Raw genomic sequence first — 17216 nt, forward strand, 5'->3', positions numbered from 1 at the left:
GAACACGCCCAACACCCCCAACACCCCGGGGTGATCACACCCCCCACCTGACAGCGCCGCGCAGTGCTCCACTGCGCGGCGCTGTCACGTCACGTCACGTGCCGCGGCCCGGCCCCGCGGAGGGCTCCGGGCCGCGGGGCCCCCTGACGACCACGGGCTACGCGCGGCTCAGGCCTCCGCCCACCTGCGCAACAGGGCCTCCCGCGCGCTCTGCTTCGGCGTGCCCTCCGCGCCGTGCTCGCGCCCCCACGCCTCCAGGACCCGAGGGTCCGCCGTTCCGGCGGCGAAACGGGTGAGCAGCTCCTGCGAGAGAGCTGCCTCGTCGGCGCCGTACCCGCCGGACGCCGCCGAGTGCACCGTCACCCGCTCCGGCCCGGCCTCCGTCGTCAGCCGCAGTGTCATCTCCGGTGGACCCTCGCCGAGGAAGGCGCCGACCGCGGCCGAGACCAGCGATCCGAGCATTTTCGATGCGCGGCCCGACGAGCTTCCCGTGGGCACGTCCTCGACCACCGCGGAACGGAGTCCTTCCCAGGTCCACCTCCGGGACCCGTCCGGATCCGCGGCCTCCAGGCCGTCGGCGGTCAGCCGGACGGACCTTCCGTCGGCGGTCGGCGGCGACCCCACGTACACCGCGTCCGGGGTGACCCAGAACAGTCCGACCATCGCCACAGCCACTCCCACGTCCGACTCCGGTGCGGGACTGCGCGCCCCGCCCGCTACCCGTACCGTCCGACCGGAACGGAAGGCCGCAGACACGCCGAGGGGTGGTGCCGGGGCCCCCTCCGCGATGCCTGCTGCGCGGCACCCCTGAGCGCGCGGACCGCCAGGGCGCAGTGCTCGTGGCACGGTCGGCGGCGTGTGTCGGGGTGCGGCCCCCGTCGCGGCCCTGATGGCCAGGGCCGCACCCCGTACACCGAACGTACCCCGTCTGGGGGCCCGCGTGCGTTCCCTTATCCGGGCGGCGGAACATTTCGTACGGGGTGGGAGGCCTGTGCCGGCGGGTGCAGGGGCATGGTTGCCGACCGCGTTCGCCGCTCCGTCGGCCGGGGAGGTCACCACGGCAACGGCGCAGCAGGCCGCCTTCGGTGCCGGCCCGCCGGACCAGCACTTCATCTGTTGTCACGTCAGCGGGGACCGCCGTGCGACGGGGCCCGTACCACTGCCGGACCCCCACCCGGAGCAGCGCGCAGCCGGGCGGGCCCACCCCGTGAGGACCGGCCCTCACGCCGGGCCCGGCAATGTCAGTGCCCTGCGCGAGGATCATGTCCATGAAGAACCTTTCCGCCGATGAGGCGCTGTCCGTCGTACCCACCCGCGACGCCTACGAGGCCGCTCTCGCCCGTCTGCGGGAGGCGTCCCGTGCGTACTACGGAGACGGCGACAGCCTGCTCGACGACGCCGCGTACGACGAGCTCCGGCTCGCCGTGCTGGCCTGGGAGGGGGCCCACCCCGACGCGGTCGCCCCGGATTCCCCGACCGGCCTGGTAGGCGACGGCGCGGCCCCGGTGGGAGACGTCGCGCACACGACGCGGCTGCTCAGCCTGGACAACGTGTTCGATCCCGCCGGCCTGATGAGTTGGGGCGCGTCTCTCCAGCGCCGCCTGGGCCGGGCTCCGGCCGGCGGGTTCACCGTCGAGCCGAAGATGGACGGCGCCGCCGTAGCCGCCCGCTACCGTGCCGGGCGGCTGGAGCAGATCATCACCCGCGGCGACGGCAGCCACGGCGAGGACGTCAGCCACGTCATCGGCACCGTCGAAGGGCTGCCCGAGCGGCTGCCGGTACCGGCCACCTTCGAGGTGCGCGGCGAGGTCCTGTTCACCCAGCAGCAGTTCGAGACCGCGAACGAGGTGCGCACCGCGCACGGCGCGCAGGTGTTCGCCAACCCGCGCAACGGCACGGCGGGCACCCTCCGCGCGAAGGACCGCCCGTACCGGCTCAGCATGACGTTCTGGGCCTACGGTGCCGTCGAGCTCGACGGGGTGGCCTTCCTGCCCCCCGGCGCGACGCACGCCCAGGCCCTGGCCGCCGTCGCCGAGGCGGGGGTACGGACCACGGCGGACACGCCCGCCGGTCTGCACGTGGCCGCCACCCTGGCCGAGGCGCAGCAGAAGGTGGACGAGATCGCGGCGCTGCGCCCGGGGCTGCCGTTCGGCATCGACGGCGTGGTGATCAAGGCGAACGACCCGGCGGAGCAGGCCGCGGTCGGGTTCGGCAGCAGGTTCCCGTACTGGGCGGTCGCGTTCAAGCTTCCGGCCGTGGAGCGGCACACCGTGCTGGAGGCCGTGGTCTGGGAGGTGGGCCGTACGGGCGTCCTCGCCCCGACCGCCCTCCTCACTCCGGTGGAGATCGACGGAACCGTCGTCACCCGTGCCACCCTCCACAACCCGGCGGACATCCGCAGACGCGACCTCCACCTCGGGGACACCGTGACGGTCTACAAGGCCGGCGACATCATCCCCCGTGTCCAGGCCGCCGTGGTCGACCGCCGTCCGGAGGGCGCCCAGGAGATACCGCTGCCCACGGCCTGCCCCCACTGCGGCGGAGAGATCGACAAGTCCCAGGAACGGTGGCGCTGCGCGAAGGGAAGCGCCTGTGCGCTGCCCGCACTGATCGAGTACGCCGCCGGACGCGACATGCTCGACATCGACGGACTGGGCAGGACCTACGTCAAGGCCCTGATCGAGGCCGGAGACGTCACCGACGTCGCCGACCTGTTCACCCTCACCGAGGACCAGCTCACCGCCGCGTCCGGGAGCAGCAAGCGCGGAGCCAAGCTGGCCGAGCAGATCGAGGCCGCCAGGTCCCGACCCCTCAGCCGCGTCTTCTGCGCCCTGGGTGTGCTCGGCACGGGACGCAGCATGTCCCGCCGGATCGCCGCGCACTTCGGGACGATGGACGCCGTCCGGCGGGCCGACGCGGCAGGTCTGCAGGAAGTCGCGGGCATCGGAGGGGAGAAGGCGCCGGTCATCGTCGAGCAGATCGCCTCCCTGGCCGCGGTCATCGACAAACTGGTCGCCGCCGGAGTCAACATGACCGAGCCCCAGGAGCCGGAGGCGGTCGGTGGGGGCCCGCTGGCGGGCACGACCGTCGTCGTCACCGGGAAGATGAGCGGGCCGCTGGCCAGTTGGGGACGCTCGGAGATGAACGCCCTGATCGAGCGGGCCGGCGGCCGTGCGGGGAGCAGCGTCAACTCGAAGACCACCTACCTGGTCTGCGCACCCTCCCCGAGCGGCAAGCCGAGCTCCAAGGCCGTCAAGGCCGCGGAGCTGGGGGTCACCGTCCTCGTCCCGGAGGCCTTCGCCGAACTGGTCGCCGACCACCTGAACTGACCCCACGGCCCGCAGCCGGTGGGGCGGCACCCGCCCCACCGGCACAGGCGGTCAGCGGAACTCGTGCACCGGCCGGGTACCCGGCGCCGGGGCTTCCTCCCTGCTCCGATAGGGTGCGCGGCATGATCCGCTCGGTTTCCGGGCCTCCCCGGCGGAGGCAACTCACGGGCTTCCTCGTGCTGCTGCTCCTCGGTGCGGTGTGCTGGTACGGGCTTCAGCCGGTCCCCCTTCCCGACTGCGTGGTCTACCACGGCGCATACGTCCCGGACGGACCGAACGGCCCGTCCGGGGCGGAACGAGTCGAACAGGTCCTGCGGGAAGTGCCCGACGCCCCCGCATGCCGGCCCAAGCCCCGCTGGGAGACCTGGGGCTTCTCCATCTGAGGAGCCTCCGGCTTCCTGGGCCGGCTCCGGCCCCCACGTGGTCGGCGGTGGTACCTGGCCATGAGCGGCCCCCTTCGATGGTTCGACCGGACGTCGCCCCAGGCCCCGGAGGCGTTCCACTCCAGCGTTGGAGCGTCTGCCCCGCGGTGCCACCTGGTACCGGACGGGCCGAGCCGTGCGGTGGAGCCGCCTGCGGAGGCCAAGGTGCTGAGTCGCCCGGGCGCGACTAGCCTGTGTGGGTGAGAGCTGCCACTGCGGGGCAGGCCTGCGTGGCCGACCCTCCCGCTAGGACGGGAACCGACGCTCTGCTGTGATTCCGCCTCGGGGATCCGCGTGGCCATGTGCCGCGTTCGCGGGTGAGAACGCGTCGGACCGCAATCGGTGGCAATACGCAACCTATCCGCGCTGCACGTCGTGCGGCTGCGGCCACGCTCGGGTCGCGAAGGCTGCCCGGGAAGTGGAGGAAAGGGCAATCCTCATGCGAGCACAGAGAGTCAAGCGTCTCTTCGTGGCGTCCGCCGCAGGTCTCCTGCTGGCCGGTGGCGCCGCCCTGGGCACCGCGGGCACGGCCTCGGCAGCAGCCCCGGCCCAGCCCGTCAGTTACGTCGCCGGCGGTGGTTGCGGTGACCGTGACGGTCACGGCGGCGGCCGCTACCACCACAGTGGCTGGGACAAGGACGACGACGACAAGGGATACGGCGGCCACAGGCACGGCCATGGCCATGGCCACGGTCATGGTGGCAACGGTCACGGCGGTCACGGCGGCTACGGCGGCTACGGCGGCCACGGCGGCCACGGCGGTCACTGACCCGGCCTGTTGACGTCCGTGATGCGTGGTTCCTCCCCTCGGAGGGCCGCGCATCGCGGCGCGTCCGGGGGCGCCGCGACGGCGCCGGACGCGCCGTGCCCACGGTGTCCGATCCCGATCCCGTACTCCCTCAGCCGTCGGACCCGCCCGCCGCGCCGAGCCACGCGCCGATGGCCGGCAGGGCCTGCGGCCCGCTGTCCTGCTCCACCGAACCGACGAGGTCGGCGATGGAGACACCGCGCAGCGACGCCCGCCAGGCATCGTCGGCGGCGGACATCACGCGGGCGATCCCGCACGGTTGCGTGCAGTCCTGGGGCGGTGTGCCGAGCGGTCCCCGCTGGCGGATCTCGGTGCACACGAAGGCCGGGCTCGCGCCGTCGACCGCCAGTACGACATCCAGGACCGAGATCGCGCCGGCAGCCCTGGTCAGAACGTATCCGCCGGTCTTGCCCTGCACGGACTCCACCAACCCCGCCCGGGACAGGGCCTGCATCTGCTTGGCCAGATAGCTGGGCGAGACGTCGTGCAGCTGCGCCAACCGGGCAGCCGGAACCGGCTCGGTCGCCGTGGTCAGCACCACACAGCAGTGCAGCGCCCACTCCACGCCACCAGACAGCTTCATGTCGCCCTCCCGGTTTGACTCGGACACACACTATCCGAGTAGTATCTCGGATATCAGATGTCCGAGTTTGCGATCGCAGTGCACTCGGTTCGCGAAAGGGTTGGATCATGAAGATCACGGTCATCGGAAGCACTGGATTGATCGGTTCCCAGCTCGTGGTCAGGCTCCTCGAAGCGGGACACGAGGTGGTCCCCGCATCCCTGACGACCGGAGTGGACCTGCTCACCGGCGAGGGGCTCGACCAGGCACTCCAAGGTGCCGACACCGTCGTCAACGTGACGAACTCCCCGACGTTCGACGAAGCCTCATCGGACTTCTTCCGAACCACCGTGGGGAACCTGCTGGCCGCGGGCGAGCGCGCGGGCGTCGGCCATCAGGTCATCCTCTCCATCGTCGGCGTCGACCAGGTGCCGGACCTGGACTACTACCGCGCGAAGACGCTCCAGGAAGAGCTGCTGAAGCAGGGACCCACCGCTTACTCGATCGTGCGCGCCACGCAGTTCTTCGAGTTCATGGACGCGGTCATGTCCTGGAGCTCCGACGAGGACACCGTCCGGCTGCCCTCCACGCCCGTCCAGCCCATCGCGGCGACCGATGTCGTCACCGCCCTCGCGGACGTCGCCACCGCACCGCCGCTGAACGGCACGGTCGGCGTCGCCGGACCCGACGTCTTCTCCCTCGACGACCTCGGCCGCCTCACCCTGTGGGCACGGGACGACGACCGCCCCGTCGTCACCGACGAGCAGGCGGGTCTGTTCGCCGCCGTCGAGGGCGACGCACTCCTCGCGGGGCCCGGGGCGCGCCTGGCCGCCACCCACTACAAGGAGTGGCTCAGCACCTCCCGCTGACCGGAGCGGTCCCCACCGTCCGGACCCCGGCGTCCAACGGCACCCCCTCAGCTCCGGTCCGGGCGCAGTTCGATCCGGTCCGGGGCCAGGTCGACCGCCACACGGTGTTCCATGCCCAGGGCCTCCAGGAACTTCGGGGGGAGCTGGACGCGCCCGGAGCGGTCCAGGACGACGTACTCGCGCTCGCTGATCGATTCCTCGCCGTGCTCGTCAGTGACCAGGCGGCGCAGGACCTCGCTGCTGGTGCGGCCGTCACGTATCGCCACCGTGCGGCGGACCTCGCCCGCCACCATCGGGTCGTGCGTCACGACGACCACGGTCACGCCGAGCTCCTTGTTCACCGTGCGGAAGGCCTCGAAGACCACCGCGGCAGTCTCCGAGTCCAGTTCGCCCGTCGGTTCGTCGGCCAGCAGCACCCTGGGGTCGTTCGCCATCGCCACGGCGATCGCGACGCGCTGCTGCTGGCCGCCGGACAGTTCCGCCGGGCGCCGGTGGGCCAGCTCACCGATGCCGAGGGCGTCCAGGATCTCAGCGACCCGCGCGGACCGGCGTGCGTTCGCGCCGCGCCGGGACCCGCCGCCCCCCTTCAACTGCATCGGCAGCGCCACGTTCTGGGCGGCCGTCAGGAACGGCAGCAGGTTGCGCGCCGTCTGCTGGAAGACGAAACCGACCGCCTCGCGCCGGTAGCGCAGCCGGTCCCGCGCCGACAGGTCCAGCAGGTCGTAGCCGGCGACCGCGGCGCTGCCCGCCGTCGGGACGTCCAGGCCGGCCAGGATGTTCAGCAGGGTGGACTTGCCGCTGCCCGATGCCCCTACGAGAGCCACCAGGTCGCCCTGGGCCACCGTCAGCTCCAGCCCCTGGAGGGCCTGCACCTCGATGCCGTCCGCGCTGAAGATCCGGACCAGGCGGTCGCAGGCGATGGCGGTGTCCGCCGCCGGGGTGCGGGGCTCCGCGGCGGCCTTCGCCCGGCGGCGCAGCTCCTCGTACGTCGGCTGGTCGGTCTTCAACGCTGGTCTCCCGCTCTCAACTCGGTGGTGATCTGCCGTCGCCCGGATGTCGCCGCCTCGGCGAGTACGGCCGCGGCGACCAGGGCGGCCAGGCCCAGGGCCTGGGTCAGTACGGATCCCGCCGTGAGCCGCACACCGGTCGGCACGCTCGCGCCGACCAGCGTGGACAGGTCCATCGCCGGGCCCAGCAACGCCACTGCGGCCGCCGCGACCAGGGCGCCGCCCAGGGCGGCCGCCAGGGCCTGCGGCAGCGTCTCGGCGAGGATCAGCGCCACGCCCTGCCGGCGGCGCAGCCCCATGGTGCGCAGCCGGGCCAGCAGCGCCGCACGTTCGGGGACGGTGCGTACCAGCGTCAGCAGGACGGCCAGCAGTGCGAAGCCGGCCGCTGCGGCCACGGAGGCCCAGAAGAGGCGCTGGGCCGACCGCTGCAGCGGATCGGCGCCCAGCTCGGCGACGGCCTCGGCGCTGGTGTGCACGGGGTAGACCTCGTCGACCGGGTTCCCGGGGGAGGCCGGGCCCTGACCCGCGGCCGGAGCCGCGGCCGCCGACGCCGCTGGGAGCGCGGCCCGGACCAGTGCGCGCAGCCGGTCCGCGTCGGGGGCGCCGAGGCCGAACCAGCGGTTCGGGTGGTCGGTGCCGCCGACGAGGGCCGTCGCGGGGCCCGCCGGCAGGACGACGGTCGCGGCGTCCGGAGCAGGCCGGGCCGGGGTGCAGTCGATCACGCCGGCGATCCGTGTCCGCAGCTCTCCGCCGTTGCCGGGCCGCAGTACGAAGGTATCCGCCTCTGCCTGCCGTGCCAGGCCGGAGCTGAACAGCGCGGGCACCGGGGCGCCGGCGGAACCCCCGCCGCCCGCGGCCAGCAGGGCGGGGTCGAAGGAGCCGCAGCCGAGGGCACGGGACAGCTCCGCGTACGCGGCCGGCTCGGCGACGATCACGGTGACCTGGGTGGAGCCGCTGGTGGTGCCGACGAGGGAGGAGTCGTGGTCGATCCACAGCGGCACGGAGGTCCGTACCCCGGGCAGCTCGCCCGCGGCCCCGGCCAGCCCGTCCGGGAGCCGCGCGTACCCGTACGCGGAGATCGCCGCGTCGCCTCCGACCGTCAGTCGGGCCACCCCCAGCCGCGTCGAGTCCACCGACTCCAGGACGGCGGCCCCGAAGCCCCCGGTGGTGACGGCGACCAGCAGGGCGACCATCGGCAGGACGGAGGGGCCGCTCCGCCCGCGGGCCCGCGTCCCGGCCGCTCCCGGGCCGCGGGCGGCCCGGGCCAGTCCCAGGAAGCCGACCAGCCCGGAGCGGCGGCCGGCCAGCCGCGCGAGCCCCCCGGTGACCACCGGCAGGATCCGGGCCAGCACCAGCCCTCCGCACAGGGCGAGCAGCAGCGGAGCCGCGATGAGCAGCGGGTCCGGGTCGCTGCCGGCCGGGGCGGCCCCACGGCGGCGCACCTCCAGCACGGCGGCGGCCGTCGCGGTGAGGACCAGCAGTTCGGCCACGGGCCTGCGCCACCGCCCGGCCGGGCGCGGCGGGGACAGCAGGACGGCGGCCCGTACCGGGAAGGCCAGCAGCGTGAGCAGGGCGACGGCCGCCGCCGAGAACAGCGCGGGTGCGAGCCGGGGGGTGGGCAGCAGCAGTACGGCGAGCGCGGTGGCGGCCGCGGCCGCCGGGAGCACCGTGACGGCGCCCTCCCCGAGGAGCCGGCCGACGATACCGGCACGCGAGCCGCCCCGCGCCAGCAACAGCCGCAGTTCGGCGTCCCGGCGGTCGCCGGCGAGCGCGCCGGCCAGGCACAGGACGACGAAGGCGACCCCGCCGACCCCGGCGGGGCCGATCGCGGCGAGCGGTGCCGCGGCCTGTCTGCGGGCGTGGGCCTGCTCGAACAGCTCGGGCAGCCACGAGGTGGTCCGCAACCGCTCGCGCCGGGTGTCCCGGACGAGGGTGGCGGCGGTGGGCCCGGCCACGTAGGAGGCGATCTCCTTCGTCGTGGTGTCGAGCCGGTCGGCCCGCAGCCCCCCGACGTCCACCGGGAGCCGCCAGAAGTTCTCGGCGGTGCGGCCCCAGGTGTCGATCCGGCCGAGGTCCCCCGCTCCGACCAGGGCGTCGACGTCCCAGGAGAGGTTCTCGCCGTTGTAGTGCTCGCAGGCGCGGGCGAGGCACGGCAGGTCGACCCAGAAGTCATCGGTCTCGTCGGGGACCGCGTAGAGCCCGACGACCTCCACGGACGGCGTACCGCCGAACAGCGGCGCGCTCTTCAGGACGGATCCGAGGCGGGCGCCGAGGGTCTCGGCGGCGCGCTGCGAGAGGGCGACCTGCAGCGGCGGCATGTCCGCGCGGTCGCCCTGGGAGCCGGCTGCGGGCGTCCCGCCGGTGGGCGTGCCGTCCGGCCAGCGCCCCGCCACCAGTTCGACGTGCGCCTGCGCCTGACGGACGTGCAGCAGGGACATGCGGGGCGGGAAGCCGGACGGGCGGGACAGCTCCGGATTCAGCAGCGGCTGCCGCTTGGTGGTCCGCGTGCCGTGGACCACTTCCTCCGGGTCGACCCGGAAGCCGGCTCCGGTGCGGGCGAGCAGGCTGTCCAGGGTCCCGTCCAGGGACCGGGTGCTCTCCCCGGCGACCGCGGCCGGTGCGGCCACCAGCAGGCTGGTGCTGCTCGGCCCGCTCTGCTCCAGGAAGGACCTCAGCGCCTGGTCGGCGCCCCGGTCCTGGGCCCGCGGCAGTGCGGCGGCGAGCAGGACGGCGACGAACGCCAGTGCCGCGCCGAGCACGGTGCCCAGCGGCGCCGCCCGCAGCCGGGTCCTGACCCACGGCGCGGGCCGCGGCCCGGAGCGGGCGGCGGGGGCGGATCGCGGACCGCCCGCGGACGGCGGCGGGGTGGTCACATCTCCTCCACGGGGCGCAGTCGGGCGGCGATGTCGCGGCCCCGGGGACCGCTGAGTGCGGCCGACAGCAGGGGAACGGCGGCGATGGCGGCGGCCGTCAGCAGGGTCTGCCAGAACGGCATGTCCACCCGGACGGGCGGGAACGGCCGTCCGGCGGCGGGTGTCAGTACGACCAGGGGCGCCATCAGGTGGACGAGGGCGACACCCAGCCCGGTCCCGACCGCGGTTCCTACGGCGATCAGCACCCCGCCCTCGGCGGCGGACGCCAGGGCCAGCGACCGGCGCGGTGTGCCGAGCGCGAGCAGGACCGAGAACTCCCGACCGCGCACGCGCCGTTCGGCGGCGGTGGAGGTGGCGAAGCCGATGGCCGCGAGGACTGCGCACGCGGCGGCCAGGGCGGCCAGTGCGCTCTGCGGGCCGGCGCTCAACGGGTCGTCCAGCAGGCGCGCGACGACTTCCTCGCGCAGCTCGACGCGCTCGCTCCTGGTCCCTTCGCGCAGCGCGGCCGCGGCGCGGGCCGGCACCGGGTCGGTGGCCGAGACGGCGGGCAGCCACCATTCGGTGGGGGGCGGCGGCTGCTGACCCGCGGACTCCACCAGGAACCGGCCGAGTGTGCGCAGGTCGACGGCGAGCGCCGTCCGTCCGGCCACCGGGAGGGAGTCCACGGCGGCGGTGATCCGCACCGGGACGGTCGCGCCGTCCAGCGGGACGGGGACCGTCTCGCCCACGGAGGCCCCCAGGGCCCGCAGGTACGAGGTGGTGGCGACCGCCGGGACCGAGTCGGCGGTCGGCGCGGCGGGCGCCGGGAACAGTACGGACGTGACGCCCTTCTCGGTGCCGGCCCCGCCCCAGTAGCGCAGCCGGAGCACCTCCGGGGAACCGGCCGGGACCGAGGACAGTTCGGGGGCCCGCAGGGAGCGGGGACCCTGCGGGGGCGCGGGCTTCCAGCCGCCCGCGGGTCCGGGCGGGGCGGCGACGGCGCCGCCGTCCGCGCTGTCGGAGACGCCGATCCGGCGCACGGTCAGTTCGCTGCCGTCGCCCGCGGGGCTGCCGTCCCCGGCGTACGAGAGGCGTACCCCCGCCAGGGTCAGGGGGGCCGCGGCCGAACCGACCGGGGCGCCGGTCAGGGCGTCCAGGGAGAACGGGAGGGTGGCGTCACCACCGGCGGGCAGCGTGACCGACGAGGTTCCGTGGACCGCCCCGAAGCGGTCGCGCAGCAGCAGGCTCACGGCGGCCCAGTCCGTACCGGAGGACCGTACCGTCACGTCGAGGTCGATCCGGCGGGGTGAGCCGGGCAGGGCGCCACCGGGCACCTCCGCGGCGCCCGCCGCTCCCGCGGTGCCGGTGGCGGCGGAGCCCGTCGCCGGGTCCGGGCCCCCCGCGGCGAGCGGGACGAACAGTTCCCGCATCGGGTGGCCGCCGCGCAGGTCCGCCCACAGCGGCACCCGTTCGCCCGCCTTGACGGCATCCAGCGCGACGAGGTCGGCGAGGCCCCCGCCGGGCAGCTGCTGCTCCCGGCGGACCACCGGATTCAGGCGGTCCCCGCCGGGCAGTGCCCCGTAGCGTCCGCCCTGCCCCATCGGGGACATGCTGCTCCCGGATATCCGCAGGCCGCCCGCGGTCGCGAAGTCGGCCTGGTCCTGCTGGGAGGCGGACCAGGCGGCGTGCTGACCGAGGGCCAGGACCCCGCTGGCGACGGCGAGGACGAGCAGCAGTACCGGCCCGGTGGCCCGGCCGGGCCGGCGGGCGAGCTGCCAGCCGAACAGGGCGGGGCCCAGGTTCCGGCCGCGCGCCGCCAGCCGGCCCCCGGCCCGCGCCGCGAACGGCAGCAGCCGCAGGACCAGCAGCGTGCCCCCGCACAGGGCGAGGGCGGGGGCGGCGACCAGGACCGGGTCCACGCCGAGTCCCCCGCCGGAGGGGGCGGGGGACTCGGCGCTCCCGTACCGGGCCAGCTGCTGGTAGCCGAGGACGGCGAGGACCACCACGGCGAGGTCCGCGCCGGAGCGGGCGGCGCCCGTGACCAGGGCCTGTCTGCTGCCCACGCGGCGCAGTACGGCGGCCGAGGCGCCGCGCAGGACGGACGGCAGGGCGGTCAGCAGGACACAGGCCAGGGCGCTGCCGGCCGCGACCGGCCAGACCAGCCAGGTGTGCGGGATCTCCAGGTCGACCCGGGCGAGCGGTCCGAACCGGCCGAACACGTGCAGCAGGGGCGGTGTGAGCAGCGGTGCCAGGACGGCGGCGGGCAGGGCGAGCAGCAGCGACTCGGCCGCGCTCAGCGCGCCGAGGCGGAGGCGGGAGGCGCCGCGCGCGGTGAGCAGGACGCGTTCCGGCTCCTGGCGCACGGTCAGGATGTGGGAGACGAGGAGCAGCGCGGCGGCCGCGAGGAGGGCGAGCTGCAGCGCGCCCGCCAGCAGGGTGGACCGGGCCACGCGCATGCCGGAGTCCAGCTCGGCCAGGATGCGGGGCAGGTCGGTGGCGGCCCGGAGCGAGGTGGCGCGTTCGAGGGAGACCCGCGCGGGGTCCGTCGCGCTCCGGACGGCCGCTGCCTCGGACGTGCGGATCGTGCGCAGGTCCGGGGTCAGCAGCGTGCGGCGGTAGTTCTGCAGGAGGCCGCCCGTGGTGAAGGCGCTGTCGTCCACCAGGAGCGGGCCGTAGGTGGCGAAGGAGTCGGCCTGCACCTCCCGGCCGCCGAGCGGGTCGAGGCGCCAGTACCCGGCGTCCGGATCGACGGCCCGGTACACGCCGGTGACGAGCACGGTCAGCGGCGGCCCGCCGAACCGGTCGTCCAGCCGGACCGGCGCGGGCAGTGCGGACTCGGCCAGCCCGAGCCGTGCCAGCGCCGCGCGCGGTACGGCCACCGGCGTCGGCGCAGCGGGTGCGCCGCCCGCGGGGGCGGCGGAGACGGGCCCGGGCCAGGTACCGGCGAGCAGGTGCACGTGCTCCCGGCCGAGCGCGGCGAGCAGGGTCAGGTCGGCGTCGCGGCCCGAAGCGGCGGCGCCGGGAAGTCCGTACGAGCGGCTGTGGGCCACGCTCTCGGAGGCCACCGGCAGCCGCCCGAACACTTCGTCCGCGTAGGCCCGGGCGGCCTTGTCGTCGTCGGCGCGCGAGGAAGCGGGACGGCCGCTGGTGATCACGACGGTGGTACGCGGCTGCTCCGGGCCGGTCAGTGCCCGCCGGAGCCCCTCCTCGCCCACGCCTCGGGTGAACGCCGTCAGCGCGGTCAGAGCGGTCGCGGTGATGAGTACGGTGAGCAGCACGGCGACGGCGAGCGGCCATCGCCCGCGCAGCCGACGCACGACGAAGCCGAGCACGTGTTGAGTTCCTCCCCCGTCCGGACCCTGGGTACCGGATAGCGGACGATGCTGTCAGATTCGAGCCATGGAAGGAAGGGGCTTGCGTGGAAGGCGTTACGGATGCGCAAATGCGATCAGAAAGTTGCAGCAGCAGCATGTGAGGGCCACGGGGCGGGCGCCCCGCGCGGACGGTTCGACGGGGGAGTGCAGCGATGAGGGACCGACGGGAACGGGCAGCGGACGCGCCGGCGCGGCAGGGCGGCGGCACGCCGATCGTGGTGGTGGACGACGTGCGCCACAGCTTCGGCAGCGGCCCCCAGGCCGTCCACGCCCTGCGCGGCGTGTCCTTCGAGGTCCGCCGCGGCGAACTCACCGCCCTCAGGGGCCGCTCGGGCTCCGGCAAGACCACCCTGCTGAACCTCGTCGGCGGCCTCGACACCCCGTCCGGCGGCCGGATCACCCTCGACGGCACCGACCTGGCGGCCCTCGACGAGCCGGGCCTGCTCGCCCTGCGCCGCGACCGCATCGGCTTCGTCTTCCAGTCCTTCGGCCTGATCCCCGTCCTCACCGCCGCCGAGAACGTCGGCGTACCGATGCGACTGCGCCGCGTCCCCGCCAGGGAGCGCGAGGAACGCGCCCGGACCCTCCTCGCCCTGGTCGGCCTCGCGGACCACGCGGAGCAGCGCCCCGGCGAACTCTCCGGCGGCCAGCAGCAGCGCGTCGCGGTGGCCCGCGCCCTGGCGAACGATCCCGACCTGATCATCGCGGACGAACCCACGGGCCAGCTCGACTCGGAGACCGGTCGCTCGATCATGGAACTGCTGCGCGCGGTGGTGCGCAGCGAATCGGTCACCGTCCTCGTCGCCACCCACGACCCCCACCTGATCGAACTCGCCGACCGGGTCGTGGAACTGCGCGACGGCCGCATCGTCGGTCCCGACGCGGCCGGGACCACGGCCGACACCATGACCGCCGCAGACGCCTAGCGGCCGGGCCGATCGAACGGCAGGTCGGTCACTGCATCCCCCGTGCAAGACATCGACAGGTCCCGCTCAGTGTAGGAGAACCGGTCTCCGCGCAGGCAGGCCGTGGCCTGCGGTGCTGTGACGCCACTGTTGCCGGAACTGTGGGCTCCGCCACAGGAGTTGTGATCCCGTTCTGGTCGACTCGGCAGATGGTCCTTCTGCTCCTGCTGCTCCTTCCCGCCGGCTTCGTCGCCGCACTGGTCTTCGCCGGCTGCGGCCTCAGCGGCCTCCGGCACAGCGGACGCGCCGCGCGGCTCCGGAGCCTGGCCGCCCTGCTGGCGGCCGTTGCGGCGGCGCTGTACACGTGGGGCCTGCTCCATGTCGCCGGTGCGGTCGTGGCCGCCGAGGACGGTGGAGCCGGATCGTCACCACTTCCGCCCTGCCGGACGCCGGGGCAGTGGGAGCGGGCCCAGCACGTCATCGACTACTCCGTGGACTACGTGCCCCTCCGCTTCGTCTGCGAGACGACGGGCGGCGGCGCCTACGCCGCCGAGGCCGTGCCCGTCCACGTGAACCCGGCCGTACTGGTCCTCGCGCTCGCCTCTGCCGGATGCGCCGGCGCCGCAGCCCTCGGAACACGGCGCCGCGACACCTCGGGCGCTGCGTGAGCCGGGACCGGGGCCCCCGCGGTCAGGCGGGGGCCGGCGGATCCAACGCGACGAGTTCGACCTCGAAGCCGTCGGCGTTCTCCAGGTAGGCGGCGTACGTCCCCTCGCCACCGGCGTACGGGTGCCGGTCGGGGAACATCAGGCTCCAGCCGTGCCGCGGGGCCTCGGAGACGAGCGCCTCGACCCTGTCGCGGCCCTCGACGTGGAACGCCAGGTGGTTGAGGCCGGGCCGGCGCCGGTCGTGCTCGTGCGCGGTCAGGGCCGGGGACTGCTCGAAGACCAGATAGGTCGCCCCGAGCCGCCAGCTGCGGCCGTTGCTCCAGCTCTGGAACAGGGTGTGGCCGAGGGCCTCGAGGAGCCAGCCGAAGGAGGCTGCGGCACGGTCGAGGTCCGGAACCCAGATCTCGACGTGGTGCAGCATCCCGGAGGCCGGCCCGTTCGTACCGTCGCCACGGCCTTCCACGGCGTTGCTCCCGTCTGTGCGTGCGTCACCGTCACCCGTACCGGGGTGGTGGAGGGGCGGGGTGCGGTCAGTGTGCCGTCAGTGCGTCCAGTTCGGCGGCGAACAGCAGGGCCGGGTCGAAGCCCATCCCGTTGAAGTGGCCGGCGAGTTCCAGCGACAGCACGCCGTGCAGCCGGGTCCAGAAGGTCAGGGCCCGGCGGAGCGCCGCGGGCGGGGCGGGATGGCCGTCCGCCCACTGGCGGTGGTCCTCGAGGTGTGTGGTGAAGGGCTCGGCGGGCCCGTCCGAGGTCAGTGCGGCACACGCGTCGAGCAAGGCCGACATGATCTCGGACGCGATAGTGGTGATGTCTTCGGGTGCGTGGTAGCCGGGGACGGGGGTGCCGTAGACGAGGAAGTACCGCTGCGGGTCCTGCAGCGCCCAGCCGCGCAGGGCGTGCGCGAGCGCGGCCAGGTCGGCGCCGGATCCGGCGGCCGCGCGGATGGTGTCGGCCAGGCTCCGGTACCCGTCCCGGATCAGCTCGGTGATCAGGTCGTCGCGGCTGGCGAAGTACCGGTAGAGGGCGGGTCCGCTCATGCCCATCTGCTTGGCGATCGCATTGAGCGAGAGTGCGGTCGCTCCCGCCGTGGCGATCTGCTCCCACGCGCGTTCCTTGATCTCCGTCCGCACCTGGACGCGGTAGCGCTCGCGCGGCGTGGGCTTCGTACCGGACTCCGCCATGGCCTGCCCGTCCTCTCCTCGGTGCCCGACGTCCGGCGGGCTACAGGGATACATGCTCAAAATTTAGTGAGAAGGTATCACGAACCTTCTTGACGACGCCTGTCGGTCAGAGTTACAACTTATAACGAACACGAAAGTTTCTAACAACACCCAACCGCGCAGCGCAACGGAGGCCGTCATGAACACCCAGGGACTCGTCGAGGTCGTTCTGCCGGGCAAGGTCGAGCCCGAAGGCCTCGTGATCCGGCACGGGGCCGTCCCCGCCGCGGGCCCCGGCCGGGTGGTGGTCGCGATGGAGGCGACCGGCGTGTCCTTCGCCGAGCAGCAGATGCGGCGCGGCCGCTACTACGACCAGCCCCCGTTCCCCTTCGTGCCGGGCTACGACCTGGTGGGCACCGTCACCGAGATCGGTACCGGCGTCCCCGTCACCCTGCTCGGAAGCCGGGTGGCCGCGCTGACGAAAACGGGCGGCTGGGCGAGCCACGTGGCCCTGCAAGCCGCCGACCTGGTGCCGGTGCCCGACGGCCTGGGCGCCGCGGAAGCCGAGACCGCCGTCGTCAACGGCATCACCGCCTGGCAGATGCTGCACCGCAAAGCCCGGGTCCGGGCCGGGCAGACGGTCCTGGTGCACGGCGCCAACGGCGGCGTCGGCACCATGCTGGTGCAGCTGGCCCACAGCGCCGGAGTGAAAGTCATCGGTACGGCTTCCGCCCGCCACCACGCGGCGCTGCGGCAGCTGGGCGTGGAACCGGTCGACTACCGCACCGGGGACGTACCCGCCCGGGTCCGGGAGCTCGCGCCGGGCGGGGTGGACGCGGTCTTCGACCACGTCGGCGGGCCGGGCGTCGTCCACTCGTGGCGCCTGCTCGCGCCGGGCGGCACGCTCGTCGCGTACGGCAGCGCCTCGACCCGCGACGCGGCGGGCTCGAAGCAGGGGCCGGTACTGAAGCTCCTCGGCCGGGTGTGGGCCTGGAACGCGCTGCCCAACGGCCGCCGGGCGTACTTCTACAACGTCTGGGGCGGCAAGGCGCTCGCCCCGGGCCGCTTCCGGGCCCGGCTCCGCACCGATCTGGGCAAGGTCTTCGAAGCGATGCGGCGCGGTGAGATCACGGCGCGCATCGCGGCGGAACTCCCGCTGAGCCGGGCCGCCGAGGCGATGCGGCTGGCGGAGTCCGGCACGGTCGGCGGCAAGATCGTCCTGACCCCGTAGCCACGGGGGTGGGCGCCGGACAGGCCGGA

The 17216-nt window shown here is 74.4% G+C and carries 14 protein-coding genes; 7 read left to right on the top strand and 7 right to left on the bottom strand.

Features of this window, described 5'->3' with window-relative positions:
• Positions 1 to 168: 168 nt before the first annotated feature.
• On the bottom strand, positions 169 to 669 hold the full coding sequence (locus ACFWUZ_RS30460) for a hypothetical protein (RefSeq protein WP_384380007.1): 501 nt from the start codon (positions 667 to 669) through the stop codon (positions 169 to 171).
• A 599-nt stretch (positions 670 to 1268) separates the two neighbouring features.
• Here ACFWUZ_RS30460 and ligA point away from each other — a divergent pair.
• The 3 genes from ligA to ACFWUZ_RS30475 all read left to right on the top strand — a co-directional run bounded on the left by ligA (position 1269) and on the right by ACFWUZ_RS30475 (position 4520).
• Positions 1269 to 3329: an NAD-dependent DNA ligase LigA gene (gene ligA, locus ACFWUZ_RS30465; protein ID WP_384380010.1), complete on the top strand. Its 2061-nt coding sequence runs from the start codon at positions 1269 to 1271 to the stop codon at positions 3327 to 3329.
• Between the two features lie 122 nt (positions 3330 to 3451).
• Positions 3452 to 3712 (top strand): hypothetical protein, encoded by a 261-nt coding sequence (locus ACFWUZ_RS30470; RefSeq protein WP_384380013.1) that lies wholly within the window; start codon positions 3452 to 3454, stop codon positions 3710 to 3712.
• A 478-nt stretch (positions 3713 to 4190) separates the two neighbouring features.
• On the top strand, positions 4191 to 4520 hold the full coding sequence (locus ACFWUZ_RS30475; RefSeq protein WP_384380016.1) for a hypothetical protein: 330 nt from the start codon (positions 4191 to 4193) through the stop codon (positions 4518 to 4520).
• Positions 4521 to 4650: 130 nt separating this feature from the next.
• Here ACFWUZ_RS30475 and ACFWUZ_RS30480 read toward each other — a convergent pair whose 3' ends face one another.
• Positions 4651 to 5142, bottom strand: coding sequence for an RrF2 family transcriptional regulator (locus ACFWUZ_RS30480; protein ID WP_384380019.1), 492 nt, complete (start codon positions 5140 to 5142; stop codon positions 4651 to 4653).
• Positions 5143 to 5249: 107 nt separating this feature from the next.
• On the opposite strand from ACFWUZ_RS30480, the gene ACFWUZ_RS30485 reads away from it, so the two are divergent.
• Positions 5250 to 5990 (top strand): SDR family oxidoreductase, encoded by a 741-nt coding sequence (locus tag ACFWUZ_RS30485; protein ID WP_384380022.1) that lies wholly within the window; start codon positions 5250 to 5252, stop codon positions 5988 to 5990.
• A gap of 47 nt (positions 5991 to 6037) precedes the next feature.
• On the opposite strand, the gene ACFWUZ_RS30490 is transcribed toward ACFWUZ_RS30485, so the two are convergent.
• From ACFWUZ_RS30490 to ACFWUZ_RS30500, 3 genes are read right to left on the bottom strand one after another with little or no spacing between them, the layout of a single operon-like run.
• Complete coding sequence (locus tag ACFWUZ_RS30490) at positions 6038 to 6997, bottom strand: ABC transporter ATP-binding protein (protein WP_384380025.1); 960 nt, start codon at positions 6995 to 6997, stop codon at positions 6038 to 6040.
• Positions 6994 to 9870: a hypothetical protein gene (locus ACFWUZ_RS30495; protein ID WP_384380029.1), complete on the bottom strand. Its 2877-nt coding sequence runs from the start codon at positions 9868 to 9870 to the stop codon at positions 6994 to 6996. Before ACFWUZ_RS30495 ends, ACFWUZ_RS30490 begins: the two co-directional genes overlap by 4 nt.
• Positions 9867 to 13181 (bottom strand): FtsX-like permease family protein, encoded by a 3315-nt coding sequence (locus tag ACFWUZ_RS30500; protein ID WP_384380032.1) that lies wholly within the window; start codon positions 13179 to 13181, stop codon positions 9867 to 9869. Before ACFWUZ_RS30500 ends, ACFWUZ_RS30495 begins: the two co-directional genes overlap by 4 nt.
• Positions 13182 to 13375: 194 nt before the next feature.
• Between ACFWUZ_RS30500 and ACFWUZ_RS30505 the strand changes: the two genes are divergently transcribed.
• The gene (locus ACFWUZ_RS30505; RefSeq protein WP_384380035.1) at positions 13376 to 14149 is read left to right on the top strand and encodes an ABC transporter ATP-binding protein; all 774 of its coding nucleotides are present in this window, start codon (positions 13376 to 13378) and stop codon (positions 14147 to 14149) included.
• Between the two features lie 188 nt (positions 14150 to 14337).
• A complete protein-coding gene (locus ACFWUZ_RS30510; RefSeq protein ID WP_384380038.1) occupies positions 14338 to 14796 on the top strand; it encodes a hypothetical protein in 459 nt (152 codons plus the stop codon).
• 22 nt (positions 14797 to 14818) lie between these two features.
• On the opposite strand, the gene ACFWUZ_RS30515 is transcribed toward ACFWUZ_RS30510, so the two are convergent.
• Both ACFWUZ_RS30515 and ACFWUZ_RS30520 read right to left on the bottom strand, forming a co-directional pair.
• On the bottom strand, positions 14819 to 15217 hold the full coding sequence (locus ACFWUZ_RS30515; RefSeq protein WP_384380214.1) for a VOC family protein: 399 nt from the start codon (positions 15215 to 15217) through the stop codon (positions 14819 to 14821).
• A 109-nt stretch (positions 15218 to 15326) separates the two neighbouring features.
• A complete protein-coding gene (locus ACFWUZ_RS30520; protein WP_384380217.1) occupies positions 15327 to 15977 on the bottom strand; it encodes a TetR/AcrR family transcriptional regulator in 651 nt (216 codons plus the stop codon).
• A gap of 178 nt (positions 15978 to 16155) precedes the next feature.
• Between ACFWUZ_RS30520 and ACFWUZ_RS30525 the strand changes: the two genes are divergently transcribed.
• Entirely contained in the window at positions 16156 to 17187 is a 1032-nt protein-coding gene (locus ACFWUZ_RS30525; RefSeq protein WP_384380041.1) for a medium chain dehydrogenase/reductase family protein, read from the top strand.
• The last annotated feature ends 29 nt before the right edge of the window (positions 17188 to 17216 follow it).

The organism is Streptomyces sp. NPDC058646, assembly GCF_042716875.1.
Classification (GTDB): Bacteria; Actinomycetota; Actinomycetes; order Streptomycetales; family Streptomycetaceae; genus Streptomyces.

Coding starts and splice junctions, on each gene's coding strand:
- ACFWUZ_RS30520 (WP_384380217.1), bottom strand. CDS start 15,977: ATGGCGGAGTCCGGTACGAAGCCCACGCCGCGCGAGCGCTACCGCGTC.
- ACFWUZ_RS30470 (WP_384380013.1), top strand. CDS start 3,452: ATGATCCGCTCGGTTTCCGGGCCTCCCCGGCGGAGGCAACTCACGGGC.
- ACFWUZ_RS30515 (WP_384380214.1), bottom strand. CDS start 15,217: ATGCTGCACCACGTCGAGATCTGGGTTCCGGACCTCGACCGTGCCGCA.
- ACFWUZ_RS30480 (WP_384380019.1), bottom strand. CDS start 5,142: ATGAAGCTGTCTGGTGGCGTGGAGTGGGCGCTGCACTGCTGTGTGGTG.
- ACFWUZ_RS30525 (WP_384380041.1), top strand. CDS start 16,156: ATGAACACCCAGGGACTCGTCGAGGTCGTTCTGCCGGGCAAGGTCGAG.
- ACFWUZ_RS30505 (WP_384380035.1), top strand. CDS start 13,376: ATGAGGGACCGACGGGAACGGGCAGCGGACGCGCCGGCGCGGCAGGGC.
- ACFWUZ_RS30485 (WP_384380022.1), top strand. CDS start 5,250: ATGAAGATCACGGTCATCGGAAGCACTGGATTGATCGGTTCCCAGCTC.
- ACFWUZ_RS30510 (WP_384380038.1), top strand. CDS start 14,338: ATGGTCCTTCTGCTCCTGCTGCTCCTTCCCGCCGGCTTCGTCGCCGCA.
- ligA (WP_384380010.1), top strand. CDS start 1,269: ATGAAGAACCTTTCCGCCGATGAGGCGCTGTCCGTCGTACCCACCCGC.
- ACFWUZ_RS30475 (WP_384380016.1), top strand. CDS start 4,191: ATGCGAGCACAGAGAGTCAAGCGTCTCTTCGTGGCGTCCGCCGCAGGT.